The organism is Rossellomorea sp. FM04394 (assembly GCF_041889765.1).
GTDB classification, from domain to species: domain Bacteria; phylum Bacillota; class Bacilli; order Bacillales; family Bacillaceae_B; genus Rossellomorea; species Rossellomorea aquimaris_B.
Map to the genome: position 1 here is coordinate 436,609 of NZ_CP168654.1, position 20,679 is coordinate 457,287.

Sequence of the window (20,679 nt, forward strand, 5' to 3'; positions counted from 1 at the left end):
CAAGTGAAGCTTGTTAGCTTTGTAAAAGAAGGAAAATTAAGAGCAGGTATCGTTCAAGGTGAACTTGCAGCGGACCTGCATGCCATTAGCGAAGGAACTCTCCCTAAGGATATATTGTCCATTATTGATCTTGGGGAAGAAGGATTGAAAAAGATAAAAGAGATCGGTACGTTTTCTGCTGGAGATAAGGGAGTGTATCATTTGCGTGATATCACGCTAAAGGCGCCGATTCCGAGGCCTGTCAGCATACGGGATTTCTATGCTTTTGAAGAGCATGTGAAAACGGCACGGAAGCGGAGGGGACTTGAAGTGATTCCGGAATGGTATGACGTCCCTGTATTTTATTTCACCAATCATTTAGCAGTGAAGGGTCCGAACGAGCACATTGAAAAGCCTGTTGACTGTGAGTGGCTGGATTATGAACTGGAAATCGCCTGCGTCATTGGAAAAGAAGGCAGGAACATTTCAAAAGAAAAAGCAGAAGATCATATTTACGGTTATTTTATCATGAACGACTGGAGTGCAAGGGACATTCAGAAGCATGAAATGAAAGTCGGTCTCGGGCCTGCGAAAGGGAAGGATTTTGCCACTTCATTCGGTCCTTATTTGGTGACGGGGGATGAACTGGAGTCTAATCGGAGAGGAAACCGTTTTGATCTTTCCATGACGGCCAAAGTGAATGGGAAGCTCTTGTCCCAAGGGAATTATCTCGATATTCATTATACGTTCGCTGATATGATCGAACGTGCCTCAAAAGACGTCACCCTTTATCCGGGAGAGGTCATTGGATCAGGAACCGTCGGAACAGGCTGCATATTAGAACTTGGTCCTGAGACACATCCCTGGTTAAAACCAGGGGATGTGGTGGAATTAGAGATTGCCGGACTGGGAATTTTGCGTAATACAGTTGCAAGCAGAAGAGAGGGGGAAGACCATGTATTATCGACAAATGGGGAAAATACCTCACAAACGTCACACCATGTTTAAAAAGGACGATGGCACGCTCTACAGGGAGCAGGTCATGGGAACAAAGGGGTTCTCGGGAACACAGTCGATTTTGTATCATCATCATTTGCCGACGGCTGTGGCGAAAACGGACTATTTAGTGAGTTATATGCCGGAGTTTGAGGAAGAAGGTGCACTTCGTCATCGACATTTCTTTACGGACAGAGTGGAGAAAAAAGGCTGTGCTTTAAAAAGTCGTGAATATTTACTCGGTAACACTGATCTGTTGATCGGAACCGCCTATGTCACGGAAGAAATGAAGAGCTTTTATCGCAATGGGGATGGAGATGAAATGCTATATATTCATTTCGGTAAAGGAAAAGTGGAGACGATGTTTGGAACGATCTCCTATGGAAAAGGGGATTATGTGGTGATTCCGATTGGAACGATCTATCGCGTCGTTCCTGAAGAAGAGACCAAAATGCTGATTGTTGAATCCTTTAGCCAGATTACAACACCTCGCCGCTATCGTAATGAATATGGTCAGCTTTTGGAGCACAGCCCGTTTTGTGAACGGGATTTACGGGGGCCAGAAGAATTGCAAACCGTAAATGAAGAAGGCGAATTTGAGGTGATCACGAAATCAAGAGGGGCTCTTCATTCACATATATTAAATCATCACCCACTGGACGTAGTCGGTTGGGATGGCTATTTGTATCCATGGGTATTTAACATTGAGGATTTCGAGCCGATCACAGGACGTGTCCATCAGCCGCCTCCTGTACATCAAACATTTGAAGGGCATAATTTCGTTGTGTGTTCATTCGTGCCGAGATTATACGACTACCATCCGGAATCGATTCCTGCTCCTTATAATCACAGCAACGTGAATAGTGATGAGCTGCTTTATTACGTAGAAGGAAACTTCATGAGCAGAAAAGGAATTAAGGAAGGTTCGATCACCCTTCATCCGAGCGGCATTCCACATGGTCCACATCCAGGAACGACAGAAGCCAGTATCGGGAAAAAAGAAACCCTGGAGCTTGCCGTTATGATCGATACCTTCAAACCATTGAAAATAGTCAAGAAAGCCAGAAATGTCGAAGATCCAAATTATATGTTTACATGGGTGTAGAAAATGAATCAGTCCAAGACCTTGTGGGTTACTTGGATTGGTTCTTTTATTTATATACAGTTTAATATAGGTGAACGACATACTAAGGGTATTATTTGTTTCTGCGAAAAAATATTCAAGATAATAGAAGGAAGTTGAAGGAGCGAAGTTGAAATTTGGAGTCCGAAAAACAAAATAAATAGTAAGGATTGACGTCTGTGAGTTGAACCAATCCTTTTTGCTGATCGTCTTTCTGCTGAATAAAAATTCATTCTCATAATTAATAGTAGAAAGATATTCTCAATTATATAAAGTTAATGAGAATAAACCACCCCCTCACAGCGTAGGACAAAACTCCCCAAACCTCCATTCTCATGGGATTTTGTCGAAATATTTCATATAGCGACCGAGTCGAAAACTGAACCACTATTCACCCACTGAAATAAAAAAATCCAAAAAAAATTTTATTCCCAACAAACTCTATAAGGACAAAGATGTAAGCGTTTACTTAAAATCAGATAAATCTAAATAGTCAAAAAATTTACAAAAAGCCTGTTGACCTTCCCGGGAAACGGGAGTAATATTGTCCTCAATAAAAAAATATGAGCCAGCAGGAAGCAACAACCTCAACTTATTCCAACCTGCTGTCAAATAGGTTCCACAGCAACTGGAGAAATAGTCCTTCAGTGCAAAAATAAAATTCGAAAAAATCAAATAAATTCTCACCAGGAAAGGAATGATTAACATGAACGAACAATGGATCTACTTAGACGGGCAATACGTAAAAAAGGAAGACGCAGTTGTATCTGTGTACGACCATGGTTTTCTATATGGAGATGGAGTGTTCGAAGGTATTCGAATGTACGATGGGAATGTGTTCCGTCTAGAAGAACATGTTGATCGCCTTTATGACTCTGCAAAATCAATCATGTTGCATATCGAAGTAACGAAAGAAGAGATGTGTGACATTATCGTTGATACATTGAAAAAGAATCAACTAGAGAATGCCTACATACGTGTGGTCATTTCTAGAGGTGTTGGAAACTTAGGGTTGGATCCATTTACTTGTAGAAAACCACAAATCATTGTCATTGCAGAACAATTAGCCCTGTTCCCTAAAAGCTTATACGAAACGGGCATCGATATCGTTACAGTAGCAAGTCGCCGTAACCGTGCAGATGTTCTTTCACCAAAGGTTAAATCGTTGAACTACTTAAATAATATCCTGGTAAAAATCGAAGCCAACCTCGCTGGTGTAAGTGAAGCGTTAATGCTTAACGACCAAGGGTATGTAGCGGAAGGATCAGCGGACAATATCTTCATTGTAAAAAAAGGGAAGATCCTGACCCCTCCTGGATATGTAGGGGCCCTAGAAGGGATCACCCGGAACGCAATCATCGAGATCGCCGAAAAGCTTGGATTTGAGATGAAGGAAGAAGTTTTCACCCGTCATGATGTGTATACGGCAGATGAAGTGTTCTTAACAGGAACAGCCGCAGAAGTCATTGCCGTTGTAAAGGTTGATGGCCGCGTGATCGGTGAAGGAAAACCTGGAAAGTATACAAATCAATTATTACAGGAGTTCAGAAATACTGTCACGCAGGATGGAAGAAAAGTTTACAAACAAAATGCTCAAGTTGGCTAAGTTGGAGGTGATGACGTGCGAAGTGACATGATCAAAAAAGGAATAGATCGAGCTCCTCACCGCAGTTTACTGTACGCTACGGGAGTGAAGCTTGAAGACTTGGAAAAACCATTCATCGGGGTGTGTAACTCCTACATTGATATCATTCCAGGCCATATGCATTTAAACGGATTTGCCCAAGTGGTAAAAGAAGCGATCCGGGAAGCCGGCGGCATTCCATTCGAATTCAATACAATCGGTGTTGACGATGGGATCGCCATGGGACATATCGGGATGAGGTACTCATTACCAAGCCGGGAACTGATCGCGGACTCAGCAGAAACCGTCATTAATGCTCACTGGTTCGATGGAGTATTCTACATTCCAAACTGTGACAAGATCACACCGGGAATGCTCATGTCAGCGGTCAGAACAAATGTCCCATCCGTTTTTGTATCGGGAGGCCCGATGGAAGCAGGTGTTTCGAGCGAAGGGAAGCCATTATCACTCGTATCGGTTTTCGAGGGAGTAGGTGCCCATCAGTCAGGAAGAATGACGGCTGAACAGCTTCTCGACATAGAAGCCAATGCGTGTCCGACTTGCGGATCATGCTCTGGGATGTTCACAGCGAACTCCATGAATTCCCTGATGGAAATGCTCGGGATGGCTCCTCCGGGGAATGGAACAATCGTTGCCACCTCTGAAGAGCGGCATCAGCTAATCAAGGATGCGGCCAAATATCTAGTGGAAATGGTCAAGAAAGATATTAAACCAAGAGATATCATCACAGAGGATACAATCGACGATGCATTCGCTTTGGATATGGCTATGGGAGGCTCCACCAATACCGTCCTTCATACACTGGCCATTGCGAATGAGGCGGAGATTGATTACGACATCAACCGGATCAATAAAGTCGCAGAACGAGTACCTTATTTATCCAAGATAAGCCCAGCCTCTGACTACTCCATGCAGGACGTTCACAATGCTGGAGGGGTCAGCGCCATTATTAAAGAATTATGTGAAATGGGGGCTGTTCACAACGATCGAATCACGGTAACAGGAAAGTCTCTTTATGAAAACGTACAAGATGCTCATATTCAAAATGACGATGTCATCCGTCGCAAGGAAAACGCCCACAGTCCAGTCGGAGGATTATCCGTCCTCTTCGGAAATATCGCTCCAAATGGTGGAGTCATCAAGGTGGGTGCAGTCGACCCGTCCATTAAAACGTTCATGGGTGAAGCGATTGTATATGAATCTCAGGATGACGCACTTCGAGGCATTGAAAGTGGAGAAGTGAAAGAAGGGCATGTAGTGGTGATCAGGTACGAAGGGCCAAAGGGTGGTCCGGGAATGCCGGAGATGCTGGCACCAACGGCAGCCATTGCAGGACGGGGCCTGGAAAAGAAAGTGGCACTCATGACAGACGGCAGGTTTTCCGGAGCATCGCGAGGCATTTCAATCGGTCATGTCTCACCGGAAGCTGCTGAAGGAGGACCAATCGGTGTTGTTGAAAATGGAGATCCCATCTTCATTGATCTGACGAATCGAACGATTTCCCTCATGGTGTCAGAAACGGAACTTCAGTTCAGACAAAAGGAGTGGGTACAACCCCCTCCGAAGATTAGAAAAGGTTACTTAGCACGATATGCCAAGCTTGTAACGTCAGCCAGTACAGGTGGAATATTGAAAACGGAATAGTAAAAAGCGTTGAAGAGGTAAAAGGGTTGGAAATCGTATTTTCAGAGAGCTGGTGGTGCTGCAAACCAGTAATACATCCAATACCGACATCCCCTCTGAGTATCGTTCTGAACCTCTAAAAGTAGGAACGATCGAGTAGATGCTACTCGTTACAAAAACAAAGGCTGGTGAAACCGATCAGCCTGCAAAGGGAGATGATATCAAATTATCTCTGAATTAGGGTGGTACCGTGGAAAGGATGAAGACCTTTTCGCCCCTGCGAAAGATGAACTCTGTCGTAGTGGGTGGAAAGGTCTTTTTTGTTTGGGAAAGTGGATGAAAAAAGCTCAGGTGATTCACTGCCTGCGCATTTAATATATCCAGCTCCGGCGGCTAGAGGCTCGAGGTCATAAATCAAACATACCAAAAAGGCAAAGAACGCCTTTCCGGCATGTTCGCTTTATGCTTGTCGCCTCTGACCAAGCCGCCCGCGCATTTAATATATCCAGCTCCGGCGGCTAGTCCCTCGAGGTCATAAGTCAATCTCGCCAAAAAGGCAAAAAACGCCTTTTCAGCGACCTTGCCTTATGCTTGTCGGGCCTGACCAAGCCGCCTGCGCTTTTAATAAAAGGGAGGAGATAGGCAATGAGAGCGAAGGTAGAGGCAGAACCGGCTTCACAGACACTAACAGAAAACGTCAACGGTGCTGATATGCTCATGAAAGCTTTAAAGGAGGAAAAGGTTGAGATTCTGTTTGGATATCCTGGGGGAGCGGTCTTGCCGATTTACGATGCTCTTTACAAAGCCCCGATCAAGCACGTACTTGCCCGTCATGAGCAGGGGGCCATCCACGCGGCAGAAGGATATGCCCGGGTATCAGGGAAACCGGGTGTGGTGATTGCCACATCAGGACCGGGAGCTACGAATCTCGTAACCGGGATTGCAGATGCCATGATGGATTCATTGCCTTTGGTGGTTTTTACAGGGCAGGTGGCTTCAGGGGTGATCGGAACCGATGCATTTCAGGAAGCGGACGTGGTCGGCATCACGATGCCGATTACAAAGCATAATTATCAGGTTCGTGATATCAAGGATCTTCCGAGAATCGTGAAGGAAGCTTTTCACATTGCTTCGACCGGAAGGCCCGGACCGGTACTCGTCGACATTCCGAAAGACTTGACACTGCAGCAAGCTTATCCGGTACACGAAGTAGAAATGGACTTACCCGGGTATCAGCCTAACTTATATCCAAATCCCCTTCAAATCAAGAAATTGGTAGATGCCATTAAGGTTTCCAGGCAGCCGGTCATCTTGGCCGGGGCAGGGGTGCTTCATGGAAAGGCAACAGAGGAACTGAAGAGATTCGCAGAGCAATATGACCTTCCTGTCATTCATACCCTTTTAGGTTTAGGTGGATTTCCTGCTGATCACCCGCTGTTTCTAGGGATGGCAGGGATGCACGGTTGCTATGCAAGTAATATGGCCATCCATGAATGTGACTTGCTCATCAATATCGGAGCCAGATTTGATGACCGGTTAACAGGAAATCTTGCCACCTTTGCACCACGGGCCAAAGTGGTTCATATCGACATCGATCCAGCTGAGATCGGGAAGAATGTTGAAACGCAGATTCCGATCGTTGCAGACGCGAAGCAGGCACTCGCTAAACTTCTTCAACATGAGGCGGAAAAACCTGATTTCGATGCCTGGCATCATCATCTTAAGTCATATAAAAGGGAATATCCTTTCTGGTATAACCAGGCTCACGATGTGCTCTCCCCTCAGCGATTGATTGAACAGGTGTACGAAATGACGAACGGGGAAGCGGTTGTCACAACGGACGTGGGACAGCATCAAATGTGGGCGGCACAATACTACTCCTTTAAAAAACCTAATAATTGGGTCACATCCGGAGGGCTTGGCACGATGGGATTCGGATTCCCGGCAGCAATCGGAGCCCAGTTGGCAAACCCATCAAGTACGGTGGTCGCCTTTGTAGGAGATGGCGGATTCCAAATGACACTACAGGAGCTGGTTCTCCTGAAAGAGCTGAACCTTCCTGTGAAAGTGGTCCTTCTTAATAACGCTACCCTCGGGATGGTGAGACAATGGCAGGAAACATTCTTTGAAGAGAGATACTCACAATCGGTGTTCTCCACACAGCCTGATTTTGTAAAACTGGCTGAATCGTACGGAATCAAAGGATATCGCGTGAAAACACAGGAAGAAGTCGATTCAGTTTTACGGGAAGCCTTAACGAGTGATGAACCCGTACTCATTGATTGCTGGGTGAATCCAAAGGAAAATGTCTACCCGATGGTGGCTCCAGGGAAGGGATTACACGAAATGTTAGGAGTGAAACCATGAGGAAACGGATTGTAACGGCCCTCGTTCATAATCGGAGCGGTGTCTTGAACCGGGTAACCGGATTGTTTACAAAGCGTCAGTTTAACATTGAAAGCATATCAGTCGGCTATACAGAAGTCGAAGGGATTTCAAGAATGACGTTTGTCGTCAATGTAGAAGACGATCGCAAAATTGAACAACTTTTAAAACAGCTGCATAAACAAATTGATGTCCTCAAGGTTTCAGACATCACCGATCAAGGAGTCGTCGCAAGAGAATTGGCACTCATCAAAGTGTTAAGTACAGGGCAGACGAGATCCGAAATCAATGGAATCGTAGAACCCTTCAGGGCCGCCATCATTGATGTGGCAAGAGACAGCGTAACCGTCCAGGTCACAGGGGAAACATCCAAGATAGAGGCCATCATCGATTTGTTAAGACCTTATGGGATCAAAGAAATCGCCCGAACCGGTATCACGGCGTTTGCCAGGGGAAATGGTAAATCAGTCACAGATTTGAAACAGTATTCAATTGTGAACTAGAAGCTGCTGGATTCACGTTTTGAAAAAACTTATTATTCAAAAAATGGAGAGGATGAGGGAAATGGTAAAGGTATATTATAACGGAGATGTGAATGAAGAGGTTTTAAAAGGGAAGAAAGTAGCGGTTGTCGGATATGGTTCACAAGGTCACGCACATGCTCAGAACCTCAAGGAAAGCGGCTTTGATGTTGTAGTGGGATTGAGAAAAGGAAAGTCGTGGGACCAGGCAGTAAAGGATGGCTTTGATGTCTACTCCGTCCGCGAAGCGAGTGAACAGGCAGATGTCATCATGGTTCTCCTGCCGGATGAGCATCAGCCGAAAGTGTATGAAGCAGAAATCAAGCCGGCACTTTCAGCAGGCAAAGCACTGGCATTTGCACACGGATTCAATATCCATTTCCATCAAGTCGTCCCCCCGGAAAATGTAGATGTATTCCTGGTAGCCCCGAAAGGACCGGGACATTTGGTAAGAAGGACATTTGAAGAAGGAGCCGGGGTACCTGCACTCTTTGGGGTTTACCAAGACGCTTCAGGTCAAGCCGCAGAACTCGCGCTTGCGTATGCGAAAGGTGTAGGTGCCGGACGTGCCGGAATCCTTGAAACATCCTTCCAGGAAGAAACGGAAACTGATCTATTCGGGGAACAGGCGGTCCTGTGTGGTGGAGTGACATCCCTTGTAAAGGCAGGATTCGAAACGCTGGTCGAGGCCGGCTATCAAAAAGAGGTCGCCTATTTCGAGTGTTTACACGAATTGAAGCTGATCGTTGACCTGATGTATGAGCAAGGACTGGAAGGAATGCGTTACTCGATCTCCGACACAGCTCAATGGGGGGACTTCGTTTCAGGACCGCGAGTGGTGAACGAAGAAACGAAAGCACGCATGAAGGAAGTATTAACGGATATTCAAACAGGAAAATTTGCGAAGGGATGGATCTTGGAGAATCAGGCGAACCGTCCGGAGTTTAACGCAATCAACCAGCGTGAAAGTCAGCACCCGATTGAAGTGGTTGGAAAAGAGCTTCGTAGAATGATGCCATTTGTACAGAAACCTTCTACTAAAGAAAAGGAAGTGGTTGCGAGTGCGAACCATTGAGATTTTTGACACAACCTTACGGGATGGTGAACAGTCAGCGGGCGTAAATCTTAACACGATTGAAAAGATCGAGGTAGCGAAGCAGTTGGAGAGACTCGGAGTGGACATCATTGAAGCCGGTTTTCCTGCAGCTTCAAAAGGAGACTTCGATGCCGTGCAGAGGATCGGTTCCACGATCAAAAACAGCTCTGTTACAGGGCTGGCGCGAGCTCAACAGCGTGATATCGATGCGGTATGGGAATCCCTTAAAGGAACCGCAGAACCAAGGTTGCATGTCTTTCTTGCAACCTCTCCCATTCACATGACACATAAGCTGAAGATGACACCGGATCAGGTCATCGATACAGCCGTCCAGGCCGTTCAATACGCGAAGAAATTTTTCCCGGTTGTTCAGTGGTCAGCAGAAGATGCGTGCCGGACAGACTTGAATTTCCTGGTAAAGATCATGGAGAGAGTCATTGCAGCAGGGGCTTCCGTCATTAACCTTCCTGATACGGTAGGATATATCACCCCTCATAAATACGGAGAACTCTTTCGGTACGTAAGGGAAAATGTTCCGAATATCGATGGGGTAAAGTTGTCGGCTCATTGTCACGATGATCTGGGAATGGCCACAGCCAATTCACTGGCTGCCATTGAAAACGGAGCCGATCAAATTGAAGGAACAATCAATGGAATCGGGGAAAGAGCCGGGAATGCCGCTCTGGAAGAGATCGCAGTCGCTCTGAGGATCAGGGAAGATTTTTACGGTGCGACAACCCGCCTGAAGCTGGATGAAATCAAGAAAACAAGCTCTCTTGTCAGTAAGCTGACGGGGATGAGAGTACCGGCTAACAAAGCGGTCGTAGGTGATAATGCTTTCGCTCATGAATCAGGCATTCATCAGGACGGAATGCTGAAGGAAAAAACAACGTACGAAATCATCACCCCTGAACTGATTGGAGTGAATGCAACCCGCCTGGTTCTGGGAAAACACTCCGGACGTCACGCCTTTAAGAATAAGGTGATTGAATTAGGCTTTGAGCTTTCGGATGAGAAGCTTAATGAAGCATTTCATGCATTCAAAGATCTGGCTGATAAGAAGAAGGAAATCGTCGATGAAGATCTCTTCAGTATCCTGACGAATAAGCAAACGGAAATGACCGATGGAGTCGGGTTTACATTAGAAAGAATGCAGGTCCAGTATGGTATGGACAATATCCCGACCGCTACGATCGAATTGAAGTTTGAGGACGGCAGCGTAACCCAGCTCGCTTCAACGGGGTCAGGAAGTGTAGAAGCCATCTACAATACAATCGAAAAGATCCTGCCGAGTCCTTCCAGATTATTAGATTACAAGATCAACTCAGTCGGAGGGGGCCGGGATGCCCTTGCAGAAGTATATGTCCGACTTGAATATAACGGAGAAAACACTAGTGGACGAGGAACCGCCCAGGATGTATTAGAAGCATCGGCACGGGCTTATTTAAACGCCGTGAATCGCTCAGCTCAACGGAAATCACACTCCAGGGAGCCCGAAACGGTGGAAGCGAGCTTATAAACGATGGGAGCCTTGTCATTCAAGGCTCCTCATACAAACCAAAAACAGGAGGTAATTCTAATGAAGAAAAAAATCGCTGTACTACCAGGAGACGGTATCGGTCAAGAGATTATGGACGGGGCATTAGAAGTACTGAAGGCAGTGGGTGATTGGTTCGGCCATGAATTCCAAGTGGAAAAAGGATACATCGGTGGATCTGCCGTTGATCGCTTCGGTACACCATTACCTCCTGAAACGATCAAGCTTTGTAAAAATAGTGATGCCGTTCTATTAGGGGCCGTAGGAGGACCAAAATGGGAGCATCTTCCGAAGGAGCTGCGTCCTGAAAAAGGTCTCCTGGCCATCCGCAAAGAGTTTGACTTATTCGCGAACCTGCGCCCGGTTAAAGCATTTGAAAGTTTACTTGGTGCTTCCCCGTTAAAGCGTGACATCGTTGAAGAAGTAGACTTAGTGATTGTCCGGGAACTGACAGGGGGATTGTACTTCGGTCAGCCATCGGGTCGTCAAGGAAAAAGGGATGAAGTAGCCGTCGATACACTGGTCTATGAAAAAAGTGAAATCGAACGGATTGTTCATAAAGCCTTCAAGCTGGCTCAAAAACGCAAGAAAAAATTAACGTCCGTTGACAAGGCAAATGTTTTGGAAACAAGTCGAATGTGGCGCGAAGTCGTGAATGAGGTAGCTCCTGAATACCCGGATGTGGAAGTGGAGCACATGCTGGTCGATGTCGCTGCCATGAAGCTGATGTATCAGCCGAAGCAATTCGATGTACTGGTGACGGAGAATATGTTCGGGGATATCCTGAGTGACGAAGCATCCATGATCACAGGGTCCCTGGGGATGCTGCCTTCCGCTAGTTTAAGAGGAGACTCCTTCGGTCTTTACGAACCGGTACACGGGTCTGCACCTGATATTGCCGGAAAAGGAAAAGCCAATCCACTGGCTATGATTCTATCGGTTGCCATGATGCTTAGACACTCCTTCGGCTTAAAAGAAGAGGCTGAAATGATTGAAATGGCTGTTCAGGAAGTATTGAATGCAGGCTACCGAACAGGAGACCTTTGGACGATGGGCCGCGGAACCGTTGTCGGGACAGGTGCCATGAGTCAGCTGGTTGTCGAGCGCTTGGAAGCGGATCACGCTCTGTCTTCGATCTTGGCGGCTTACTTGTAAGATGGAATTTACCGGGGTTTGTGAAATCAAGCGCTACTCACTCAGCAACCATTCTACCAAACCAGTCTTAACTGAATAAAAATTTTACCAAACCAGGAGGGAGTTCATGGCAGGGAAAAATATCATCGAAAAGATATGGGAAAAACACATTGTACACAGAGAAAAAGGAAAGCCGGATTTATTGTATATTGATCTGCACCTTGTACATGAAGTAACGTCTCCCCAAGCATTTGAAGGTCTTCGCTTAAAGAATCGCAAGGTGAGAAGACCCGATTTAACCTACGCCACGATGGATCATAACGTACCGACGAGAGAGCGACACATCATAAGAGATGAAATTGCACGACTGCAGATGGATACGTTGAAGAAAAATTGTGATGAGTTCGGCGTCACTCTTGCCGATATTCATCACCCTGATCAAGGGATTGTCCACGTCATCGGACCTGAGCTCGGTTTGACACAGCCAGGGAAAACGATCGTTTGCGGAGACAGCCATACTTCCACCCACGGAGCTTTCGGCGCATTAGCCTTTGGGATTGGGACGAGTGAAGTGGAACATGTACTGGCAACCCAGACACTTTGGCAATCGAAGCCAAAAACACTTCAAGTAGAGGTGTCCGGAGAGCTGGGGTTTGGTGTTACGGCCAAAGACGTGATCCTGAACATTATATCCACCTACGGGGTGGGATTTGGAACCGGATATGTCATCGAATTCACTGGAGACGTGATCCGAAATCTATCCATGGAAGAAAGAATGACCGTCTGTAATATGAGCATTGAAGCAGGTGCCAAGGCAGGATTGATCAGTCCCGATGAAACGACCTTTGAATATTTAAACGGAAGAGAATATCTTCCTAAGGATAAATCGTACGAACAATGTAAAGAAGAATGGCGATCGCTTACGAGCGACAGTGACGCAGCCTATGATCATAAGATTGAGGTGAAGGGTGAAGAAATCGAACCTCATGTGACATGGGGAACGAATCCTGGAATGGGCGCGGGCATTTCAAGGTCCGTCCCTCACCCAGAGGAGTACCGGGATCCTTCTGATAGAGAAGGAGTAGAACGGGCGCTTCATTACATGGGGCTCGAGGCGGGAATGAGGATCGAGGACATTGAGGTTGATTATGTGTTCATTGGTTCGTGTACGAATTCACGCTTGAGTGACTTGAGAGCGGCGGCTGAAGTTGTGAAAGGTCACAGTGTAAAACAGGGCGTCACCGCATTGGTTGTTCCTGGATCGTTCAAGGTGAAGAAAGAGGCTGAAGAACAAGGTTTGGATACCATTTTCAAAGAAGCTGGATTCCAGTGGAGGGAAGCTGGCTGCAGCATGTGCCTGGCGATGAATGATGATATCGTTCCACCTGGCAAGCGCTGTGCATCGACTTCCAACCGGAACTTTGAAGGCCGGCAAGGAAATGGCTCTCGAACGCATCTACTCAGCCCATCCATGGCCGCTGCGGCTGCCGTTACCGGAAAGCTGACAGATGTACGAAAGCTTGAAAAAATGCCGATTTCCTAGGAGGTGAGAAAGTGGCAATCAATCATGTGGAAGGAAAAGTGTTTCCTCTAAGAAGAGACAATGTGGACACGGATCAAATCATACCCAAACAGTTTTTAAAAAGGATCGAGCGTAAAGGGTTTGGTCAGTACTTGTTCTATCATTGGCGGTTTGAAGACGACGGTAAAGCCCTAAGAGACGACTTCTTATTAGATACACCTAAGTATCAAAACGCCGAGGTTCTCCTTGGAGGAAAGAATTTTGGGTGCGGATCTTCGAGGGAGCACGCTCCGTGGGCCCTTCAAGACTATGGGTTCAAAGTAATCATCGCCAAAAGCTTTGCAGATATTTTTTATAACAACTGTTTGAAGAATGGGATCCTGCCCATTCAACTGGATGAACAAACAGTCGATGCACTTCTGAGCAATGAGAGTCATGTAGATTTATATAAAATCGAAGTGTCCCTTGAGCATCAGACCATTTGTGACTCGGAAGGTCAACGCGTCTCCTTTGACATCGATCCTTACTGGAAAACGATGCTTCTAAAGGGACTGGATGAGATCGATTTAACTCTGCATTACGGAAAAGATATTGAAGAATACGAAAAAAATTATGAGGTGAGTGGCTTGGGAATTTAATGGATAACACTGAAGTTGTAGAAGCAATGGAAAGAATCAGTCATCAGGTGCATCGAACACCGTTAAAGCAATCATCGACGCTGAATACGTTCACTGGTGGAGAAATCTATTTGAAAATGGAGAATCTGCAGCGAACAGGTTCCTTCAAAGTAAGAGGCGCAATGAATAAAATCATGTCATTGTCTGAAGAAGAATCGGGTAGAGGCATCATTGCCGCATCTGCAGGAAATCATGCCCAGGGTGTGGCACTGGCTTCATCCCTGCGCGGAGTTCCGTCGAAAATCTTCATGCCGAAACGGACACCTTCCACAAAGATAGCGGCAACGAAACATTACGGAGCTGAAATCGTCCTGACAGGAGATACCTATCAGGAAGCCTACGGGGCAGCACTGGAAGAGAAAATCAGAAACGGCTCAACGTATGTTCATGCATTTGATGATCATAAAGTGATGGCTGGGCAAGGGACAGTCGCACTGGAAATGCTTCAGCAACTCAGTGATTTAGACATGATCCTAGTACCTGTTGGCGGAGGCGGTCTGTTGGCCGGAATGGCACTGGCCGTAAAAGCCTTTAACCCACGAGTGAAAATCGTCGGCGTACAGGCACTGGGAGCACCGGCTACGTATAACTTTTTCACAGGCAGAAACAAAGGATCCCTGGAGCATGTGCACACCATTGCCGATGGCATCCTGGTCAAGAAGCCTGGAGAGCTCACGTTTCCGATCATCCGGAAATATGTAGATGACATGGTCACCGTTACGGATGAAGAAATCTCCTATAGCATCATGTTCATGCTTCAACGGGAAAAAACGCTGGTTGAAGGAGCAGGAGCAGCATCCTTGGCGGCAGCCATGTGCCAAAAGGTCAAGGTGCATGGAAAGAAAGTCGGCTGTGTCATCAGTGGCGGAAATGCCGATCCTAGCAAGATACCTGTGTATCGGGATCTATCGAAAATGGCCAGACAGCTGCATCATATTGTGTAAAGATGGGACGGCTCTTAACTGCGTTTTAGTTAGGGGCGGTCCTCTGTTATTAATAGGTGTTTTTACTTTGTTCATAATTTGGCGCAACAAAGTCGGCAAGTGGCACAACAAACGAGGGATAGTACTCTAAGATGTGCAAAATCAGCTCAAATTTTGCCTGAAGCTCCCTTCGAAACACTGTTAACGTCACAAAAGAGTGAAAATTAAGCAAAACAAGCTAATAGTTTACCAGAATTGAAAGCTCTTACATTCTAAAAATACGTAAATACCTATTGTAATAGGTAATTTTTTCTACTATAATGTCCACTATACAAAAACAAATGTACATCAGAAATAAACAAATGGAGGTTTTCGGCTTATGGAATCAATTTCAATCGGACTTTTAGGACTAGGAACGGTGGGAGCCGGAGTGGTGAAGATTGTAGAGAATCATCAGGATAAACTGTCCCATCAAATCGGCTGCCCTGTGAAGGTAAAGAAAGCCCTTGTTCAGGATTTAGAGAAAGATAGGGGACTGGAAATGGAAAACAGCATACTGACCTTAAATCCTGAGGAAGTCCTGTTTGATCCTGAAATTGATATTGTGGTCGAGGTAATGGGAGGAATTGAAGCAACGAAGGAACATCTCCTCCATGCACTGCACCAGAAGAAGCATGTCGTAACGGCAAACAAGGATCTTATGGCGCTGCACGGACCGGAATTGTTGAGGGCTGCCTCAGAAAACGGCTGCGACCTATTCTACGAAGCAAGCGTCGCAGGTGGTATCCCGATTTTAAGAAGTTTAGTAGATGGCCTCGCATCGGATCGGATCACGAAAATGATGGGAATCGTCAACGGAACAACCAACTTTATTTTGACGAAGATGACGAAAGAGGGACGGACCTTCGAGGATGTCCTCCAGGAAGCCCAGGATCTTGGGTATGCAGAAGCGGATCCGACGGCAGATGTCGGCGGTTTGGATGCGGCGAGAAAGATGGCCATCCTTTCAACGTTGGGGTTCTCCATGAACGTTGATTTAGCGGATGTGAAAGTGAAAGGCATTACGGAAGTGACGGGTGATGATATCCAATATGCCGAGCAATTCGGCTACACAATGAAGCTCATCGGATATGCTCACCGTGAAGGGGAGAGTGTCGAGGTGAGTGTGGAGCCTACTTTGCTGCAAAACGAGCATCCACTGGCATCGGTCCATGATGAATATAACGCAGTTTACGTATACGGGGAAGCGGTTGGTGAAACGATGTTTTACGGCCCGGGTGCAGGAAGTCTTCCGACTGCCACAGCCGTCGTATCCGATATGGTAGGAATCATGAAGAATATGAGATTGGGAGTCACGGGTAAGAGTGCGGTGAACCCGCAATTCCCTAAAAAATTAAAAGAGCGTAATGAAATTCATTCAAAATATTTCTTGCGTCTGCACGTACAGGATGAAGTAGGCGTTTTGGCAAAACTCACTTCCATCTTCTCTAATCATGGCGTCAGCTTCGAGAAGATCCTGCAGAATCCGTTAGACAGTGACGAATTTGCTGAAATTGTCCTTGTGACTCATAAAGCATCTCTTGATCATTACGAAGATATTCTTATGGAGCTTAAGGATTATGAAGCCATTCATTCGATTGAAAGTTCATATCGTGTAGAAGGGGGAGAAAAAGGATGAGGTGGAAAGGATTATTGGAGCAGTATGGTGAGCGTCTTCCATTAAATGATGACACTCCTCTTTTAACGTTAAATGAAGGGAACACTCCCTTGGTTGAATTAAAGACGTTGTCCCGGGAATGGGGGATCGAGCTTTATGCAAAGGTAGAGGGAGCAAACCCTACCGGCTCCTTTAAAGATCGCGGAATGGTTCTCGCCGTTGCCAAAGCGGTAGAGTCAGGCAGTTCGACGGTCATTTGCGCCTCTACCGGAAATACCTCTGCTTCAGCCGCAGCATATGCAGCAAGGGCAGGAATCAAATGTATCGTGGTCATTCCAGAGGGGAAAATTGCTCAAGGGAAATTAGCTCAAGCTGTCATGTACGGTGCCGAAATCATTTCCATAGAAGGGAATTTTGATGAAGCACTCGAAATCGTCCGTGAGCTGAGTAAAACCGAATCTGTCACTCTTGTGAATTCAGTGAATCCATATCGATTGGAAGGACAGAAAACAGCAGCTTTTGAAGTCATTGATGGATTGGGGGAAGCCCCTGATGTGCTTGCGATCCCTGTCGGTAATGCAGGGAATATTTCGGCATACTGGAAAGGCTTCAAGGAATATCACAATCTTAAAGCTTCAACTTTACCACGAATGTTTGGCTTTGAAGCGTCGGGGGCTGCAGCCCTGGTCCATGACAGGGTGTTTCCACAGCCTGAAACGATTGCCACTGCGATCCGCATCGGGAACCCGGCAAGCTGGACTTTAGCTGTGGATGCTCTGAAGGAATCAAACGGACATATTGACGAAGTAACCGATGAAGAAATTCTTGAGGCCTATCAGCTGCTTGCAAGTAAAGAAGGGATATTTGCCGAGCCGGCGTCATGTGCCTCGATTGCGGGAATAAAGAAATCATTAGATAAAGGTTTGATCGAAAAAGATTCAAAGGTAGTGGCGGTGCTGACAGGCAATGGCTTAAAGGATCCGGTTACGGCAATGGAATGCAGCCCGGTCACTCCGGTGAAGTTGCCAAACGTTCGTGAAATGGTGAAGGACTACATCAAAGGGACGATTGGCGTATGAAAAGACGTGATCCCCGCTCCTGGAAGATCATTGTCCCAGGAAGCACAGCCAATTTAGGAGCTGGATTCGATTCACTGGGCTTGGCGTTAAATGTGTTTTTAACCGTTGAGGTACATGAAGCAGAAGATTGGCAAGTGATTCCCCTTTCTCCTGCACTTGAGATCTTTCCGGAGGATGAGACACATTTTATTGTAGAGATCGTGAAAGAGGTGGCAGATGACTATGGTAAGAAGCCGTCTCCTTGCCATCTCTACGTGTCGAGTGATATCCCTTTAACGAGGGGGTTAGGCTCCAGTGCAGCAGCGGTTGTGGCGGGCATTGAACTTGCCAATGCCCTGTGTGAGCTGAATCTGACCCAGGAAAAGAAACTGTCACTAGCGAATCGATTTGAAGGTCATCCTGATAACGTCGGGGCTTCCCTCTATGGTGGGTTTGTGGTCAGTTGTCAGCATGAAAAGGGTGTGAGTCTTTTATCGGTACCTGATCTTCCGATTGATGTGATATGCGTAATCCCTAAAGCTGAGCTGAAAACATCGGAATCAAGAAATGTACTTCCGACCAGTTTATCTTTTGAAGAATCCGTGGAGGCGGGCGCGATTTCAAACGTATTGGTGGCTGCGTTTTTAACCGGGGACTGGGAAATGGTTGGGAAAATGATGAAGCGGGACAGGTATCACCAGCCCCATCGTAGAAAGCTGCTTCCTCACTACGATGCAGTGGAAGAGGTAGCTGGCCGTTTCGGTGCATTCGGTGTCGCCTTAAGCGGTGCCGGGCCGACGATTGCCTGTTTTGTGGAACGGGAAGCGAGTGAATGGCTCGCACGGCAGCTGGACCAGTCCTTCCCAAGCATGGACGTCCGCAAACTATCCATCTCCTCATCGGGAAGCAGCATCACCATTCAACAACCGAAGGTCCGTCCCTCATCGCTTTAAACGAGTGAGGGACGGACCTTGTTTTAGTTGTTTTGTGCACTGTTTTTCCTGTCATGAGGCTTGAGCCTCTGAGTGGTAAGAAGGACCTGAAGTGAAGGCAAAGAAAGCCTTCTCCTCAGGTTCTTCTTATGCATGCCTGCTCTTATCGAGGGGCCTTGGGCTTTATTTGTTTTATTTCTCCATGGTAATCATAAAACAATTCTCTTTCTCATTTACTTTCATGTAGTAGGGTGATTGATGGGTCATACCCATTTCTTCCCGGATTTCCTTTGGGATGTGTACGGTACCTTTTTCTGAGATGTAGCGCTTATTATGTGTGGAGTCTTTATTCGCTCTCTTAATATAGATGCAGTTGTTTTGGTAGACGAGTTCCGCAAGTTTTCCGGGTACCAGTCCAAATTGTTGTCTCCATTTATATGGGAGGGTGATCGATCCGCTCTTACTGAATGTTTTGCTTCCATACATCATGCTCAACATGTCGCATCACCTGCCTTCACTATCATTGCTTGCTTCTCTATTTTCCTTCTCTACGAAAAATAAACACAATTTTGAAAAAACAGGAAGATAGTTGGGTACGTTTAACTCGTGGATGACAGAGGAATAAAAAAGTATAAACCCATTGTTTGGAGGTGGGAACCATCGAACCAATCCACATCCTGTTCTTGCTAGTAATCGGCTACAGTGTGTATACCATTGATAAAAAGAAAAAGAATTTCCCTGTTCCCGTTGTTTTACTCCTGCTTGGAATGGGTCTGTCGTTCATACCTGCCTTTTCTGACGTCACCTTAACGAAAGACATTATCTTTGAATGGTTTTTACCCTCACTTTTATTTAATTCGGCGTATCAATTTTCACCAAAAGCCTTGAAAAAGCATGCGGGAATCATCTCTCTTTTAAGTACAGTCGGCATCGTCATCACGATCCTCCTAATGAGTGTGCTTTTCTATTACGGTTTACATCCGTGGCTCTCAATTTCGTATGTAGAGGCTCTCTTGATCGCAACAATCTTAACGCCTACTGATCCGGTTTCCGTTGTGTCGGTATTGAAGGAGGCTTCGAGTCGCAGAGACATAGCGGATATAGTAGAAGGGGAGTCAATGATCAATGATGGTACAAGCATCGTTCTCTTTACGGTCGTCGCAGGTATCTACTTTGGGGAAGAATCCTTTTCTGTTTCTTTTTTCCTTTGGGAATTTCTTTTGGTTTCCTTTGGAGGAGTCGTGATCGGTGTTTCACTCGGCTGGCTGGCGAGTAAGGCCATCCATTTCACAACGGACTCCAGGTACCAGATCATGCTTAGCATCATTCTTGCTTACGGTACCTTTTACATAGGGGAAGAACTTGGTGTTTCAGGCGTACTGGCTACTGTCTCTTCAGGGATCATGCTTTCTTATGAATACGGAAGAACGATTAAAGAGAATCATTTCAGGAGGGATCTGGATGGTTTCTGGACCGTCATTGAACCGACCATCCTGACCTTTCTGTTCCTGTTAATCGGGATCCAGGCGACGCAGTATTTGTCTTTCTCATTAATCGGGTGGATCATCCTCCTATTTATTCTCTCCTTGCTGGTTCGCTATGTTATTATTATTGGAGTTGTCAAAATGAAAAAAACGTGGAGAAAAACGTACGGATGGAAGGAAGTATCTATATTAACGTGGTCCGGCATCAAAGGCACCATGTCTGTTGCTTTGCTGCTTGGTATGGATGGGCAAGGACCTCAGCTTCTCCACTCCTTAACATTTGGGGTTATCCTGCTATCTCTCATCATTCAAAGCGTAGGAATATACCCGTTGTCCACTTTCTTTCTGAAACGAAAATAAGTCCTTAAAGAATTTTATGATAAATTG

General features: G+C 46.1%; 17 protein-coding genes and 1 other annotated feature. Of the genes, 16 read left to right on the forward strand and 1 reads right to left on the reverse strand.

From position 1 onward, the window contains the following. Window positions 1–3: 3 nt before the first annotated feature. From ACCB35_RS02295 to thrB, 15 genes are all read left to right on the forward strand, one after another. Window positions 4–987, forward strand: a complete 984-nt coding sequence (locus ACCB35_RS02295) for a fumarylacetoacetate hydrolase family protein (RefSeq protein ID WP_374055567.1) — start codon at window positions 4–6, stop codon at window positions 985–987. Beyond that, the gene (locus ACCB35_RS02300) at window positions 935–2,080 is read left to right on the forward strand and encodes a homogentisate 1,2-dioxygenase (RefSeq protein WP_374055568.1); all 1,146 of its coding nucleotides are present in this window, start codon (window positions 935–937) and stop codon (window positions 2,078–2,080) included. The genes ACCB35_RS02295 and ACCB35_RS02300 overlap by 53 nt, the downstream gene beginning before the upstream one ends. Before the next feature lie 724 nt (window positions 2,081–2,804). Beyond that, window positions 2,805–3,704 carry a branched-chain-amino-acid transaminase gene (gene ilvE / locus ACCB35_RS02305; RefSeq protein ID WP_374055569.1) on the forward strand — a complete coding sequence of 300 codons (900 nt, stop codon included), beginning with the start codon at window positions 2,805–2,807 and terminating at the stop codon, window positions 3,702–3,704. Window positions 3,705–3,719: 15 nt separating this feature from the next. Beyond that, window positions 3,720–5,387, forward strand: a complete 1,668-nt coding sequence (gene ilvD, locus ACCB35_RS02310; protein ID WP_374055570.1) for a dihydroxy-acid dehydratase — start codon at window positions 3,720–3,722, stop codon at window positions 5,385–5,387. Continuing rightward, window positions 5,388–5,648: a binding site (T-box leader), on the forward strand. A gap of 363 nt (window positions 5,649–6,011) precedes the next feature. Then, window positions 6,012–7,733 (forward strand): acetolactate synthase large subunit, encoded by a 1,722-nt coding sequence (gene ilvB, locus ACCB35_RS02315; protein ID WP_044339130.1) that lies wholly within the window; start codon window positions 6,012–6,014, stop codon window positions 7,731–7,733. Then, the gene (ilvN, locus tag ACCB35_RS02320) at window positions 7,730–8,254 is read left to right on the forward strand and encodes an acetolactate synthase small subunit (protein ID WP_044339131.1); all 525 of its coding nucleotides are present in this window, start codon (window positions 7,730–7,732) and stop codon (window positions 8,252–8,254) included. Before ilvB ends, ilvN begins: the two co-directional genes overlap by 4 nt. Before the next feature lie 61 nt (window positions 8,255–8,315). Continuing rightward, a complete protein-coding gene (gene ilvC / locus ACCB35_RS02325; protein ID WP_374055571.1) occupies window positions 8,316–9,347 on the forward strand; it encodes a ketol-acid reductoisomerase in 1,032 nt (343 codons plus the stop codon). After that, window positions 9,334–10,887: a 2-isopropylmalate synthase gene (locus ACCB35_RS02330; RefSeq protein WP_374055572.1), complete on the forward strand. Its 1,554-nt coding sequence runs from the start codon at window positions 9,334–9,336 to the stop codon at window positions 10,885–10,887. The genes ilvC and ACCB35_RS02330 overlap by 14 nt, the downstream gene beginning before the upstream one ends. A gap of 60 nt (window positions 10,888–10,947) precedes the next feature. After that, window positions 10,948–12,060, forward strand: coding sequence for a 3-isopropylmalate dehydrogenase (gene leuB / locus ACCB35_RS02335; RefSeq protein WP_374055573.1), 1,113 nt, complete (start codon window positions 10,948–10,950; stop codon window positions 12,058–12,060). A gap of 106 nt (window positions 12,061–12,166) precedes the next feature. Next, the gene (gene leuC, locus ACCB35_RS02340; RefSeq protein WP_374055574.1) at window positions 12,167–13,582 is read left to right on the forward strand and encodes a 3-isopropylmalate dehydratase large subunit; all 1,416 of its coding nucleotides are present in this window, start codon (window positions 12,167–12,169) and stop codon (window positions 13,580–13,582) included. 11 nt (window positions 13,583–13,593) lie between these two features. Then, complete coding sequence (gene leuD / locus ACCB35_RS02345; protein WP_374055575.1) at window positions 13,594–14,199, forward strand: 3-isopropylmalate dehydratase small subunit; 606 nt, start codon at window positions 13,594–13,596, stop codon at window positions 14,197–14,199. Next, on the forward strand, window positions 14,199–15,182 hold the full coding sequence (ilvA, locus tag ACCB35_RS02350) for a threonine ammonia-lyase (RefSeq protein ID WP_253275527.1): 984 nt from the start codon (window positions 14,199–14,201) through the stop codon (window positions 15,180–15,182). Before leuD ends, ilvA begins: the two co-directional genes overlap by 1 nt. 358 nt (window positions 15,183–15,540) lie before the next feature. Beyond that, a complete protein-coding gene (locus ACCB35_RS02355) occupies window positions 15,541–16,839 on the forward strand; it encodes a homoserine dehydrogenase (protein ID WP_374055576.1) in 1,299 nt (432 codons plus the stop codon). Beyond that, window positions 16,836–17,897, forward strand: coding sequence for a threonine synthase (thrC, locus tag ACCB35_RS02360; RefSeq protein WP_374055577.1), 1,062 nt, complete (start codon window positions 16,836–16,838; stop codon window positions 17,895–17,897). The genes ACCB35_RS02355 and thrC overlap by 4 nt, the downstream gene beginning before the upstream one ends. Then, window positions 17,894–18,829, forward strand: coding sequence for a homoserine kinase (gene thrB, locus ACCB35_RS02365; protein ID WP_374055578.1), 936 nt, complete (start codon window positions 17,894–17,896; stop codon window positions 18,827–18,829). Before thrC ends, thrB begins: the two co-directional genes overlap by 4 nt. A 171-nt stretch (window positions 18,830–19,000) precedes the next feature. On the opposite strand, the gene ACCB35_RS02370 is transcribed toward thrB, so the two are convergent. After that, entirely contained in the window at window positions 19,001–19,306 is a 306-nt protein-coding gene (locus ACCB35_RS02370) for an AbrB/MazE/SpoVT family DNA-binding domain-containing protein (protein WP_374055579.1), read from the reverse strand. 152 nt (window positions 19,307–19,458) lie between these two features. Here ACCB35_RS02370 and ACCB35_RS02375 point away from each other — a divergent pair, with 152 nt between their 5' ends. Next, the gene (locus ACCB35_RS02375; protein ID WP_374056930.1) at window positions 19,459–20,652 is read left to right on the forward strand and encodes a cation:proton antiporter; all 1,194 of its coding nucleotides are present in this window, start codon (window positions 19,459–19,461) and stop codon (window positions 20,650–20,652) included. The last annotated feature ends 27 nt before the right edge of the window (window positions 20,653–20,679 follow it).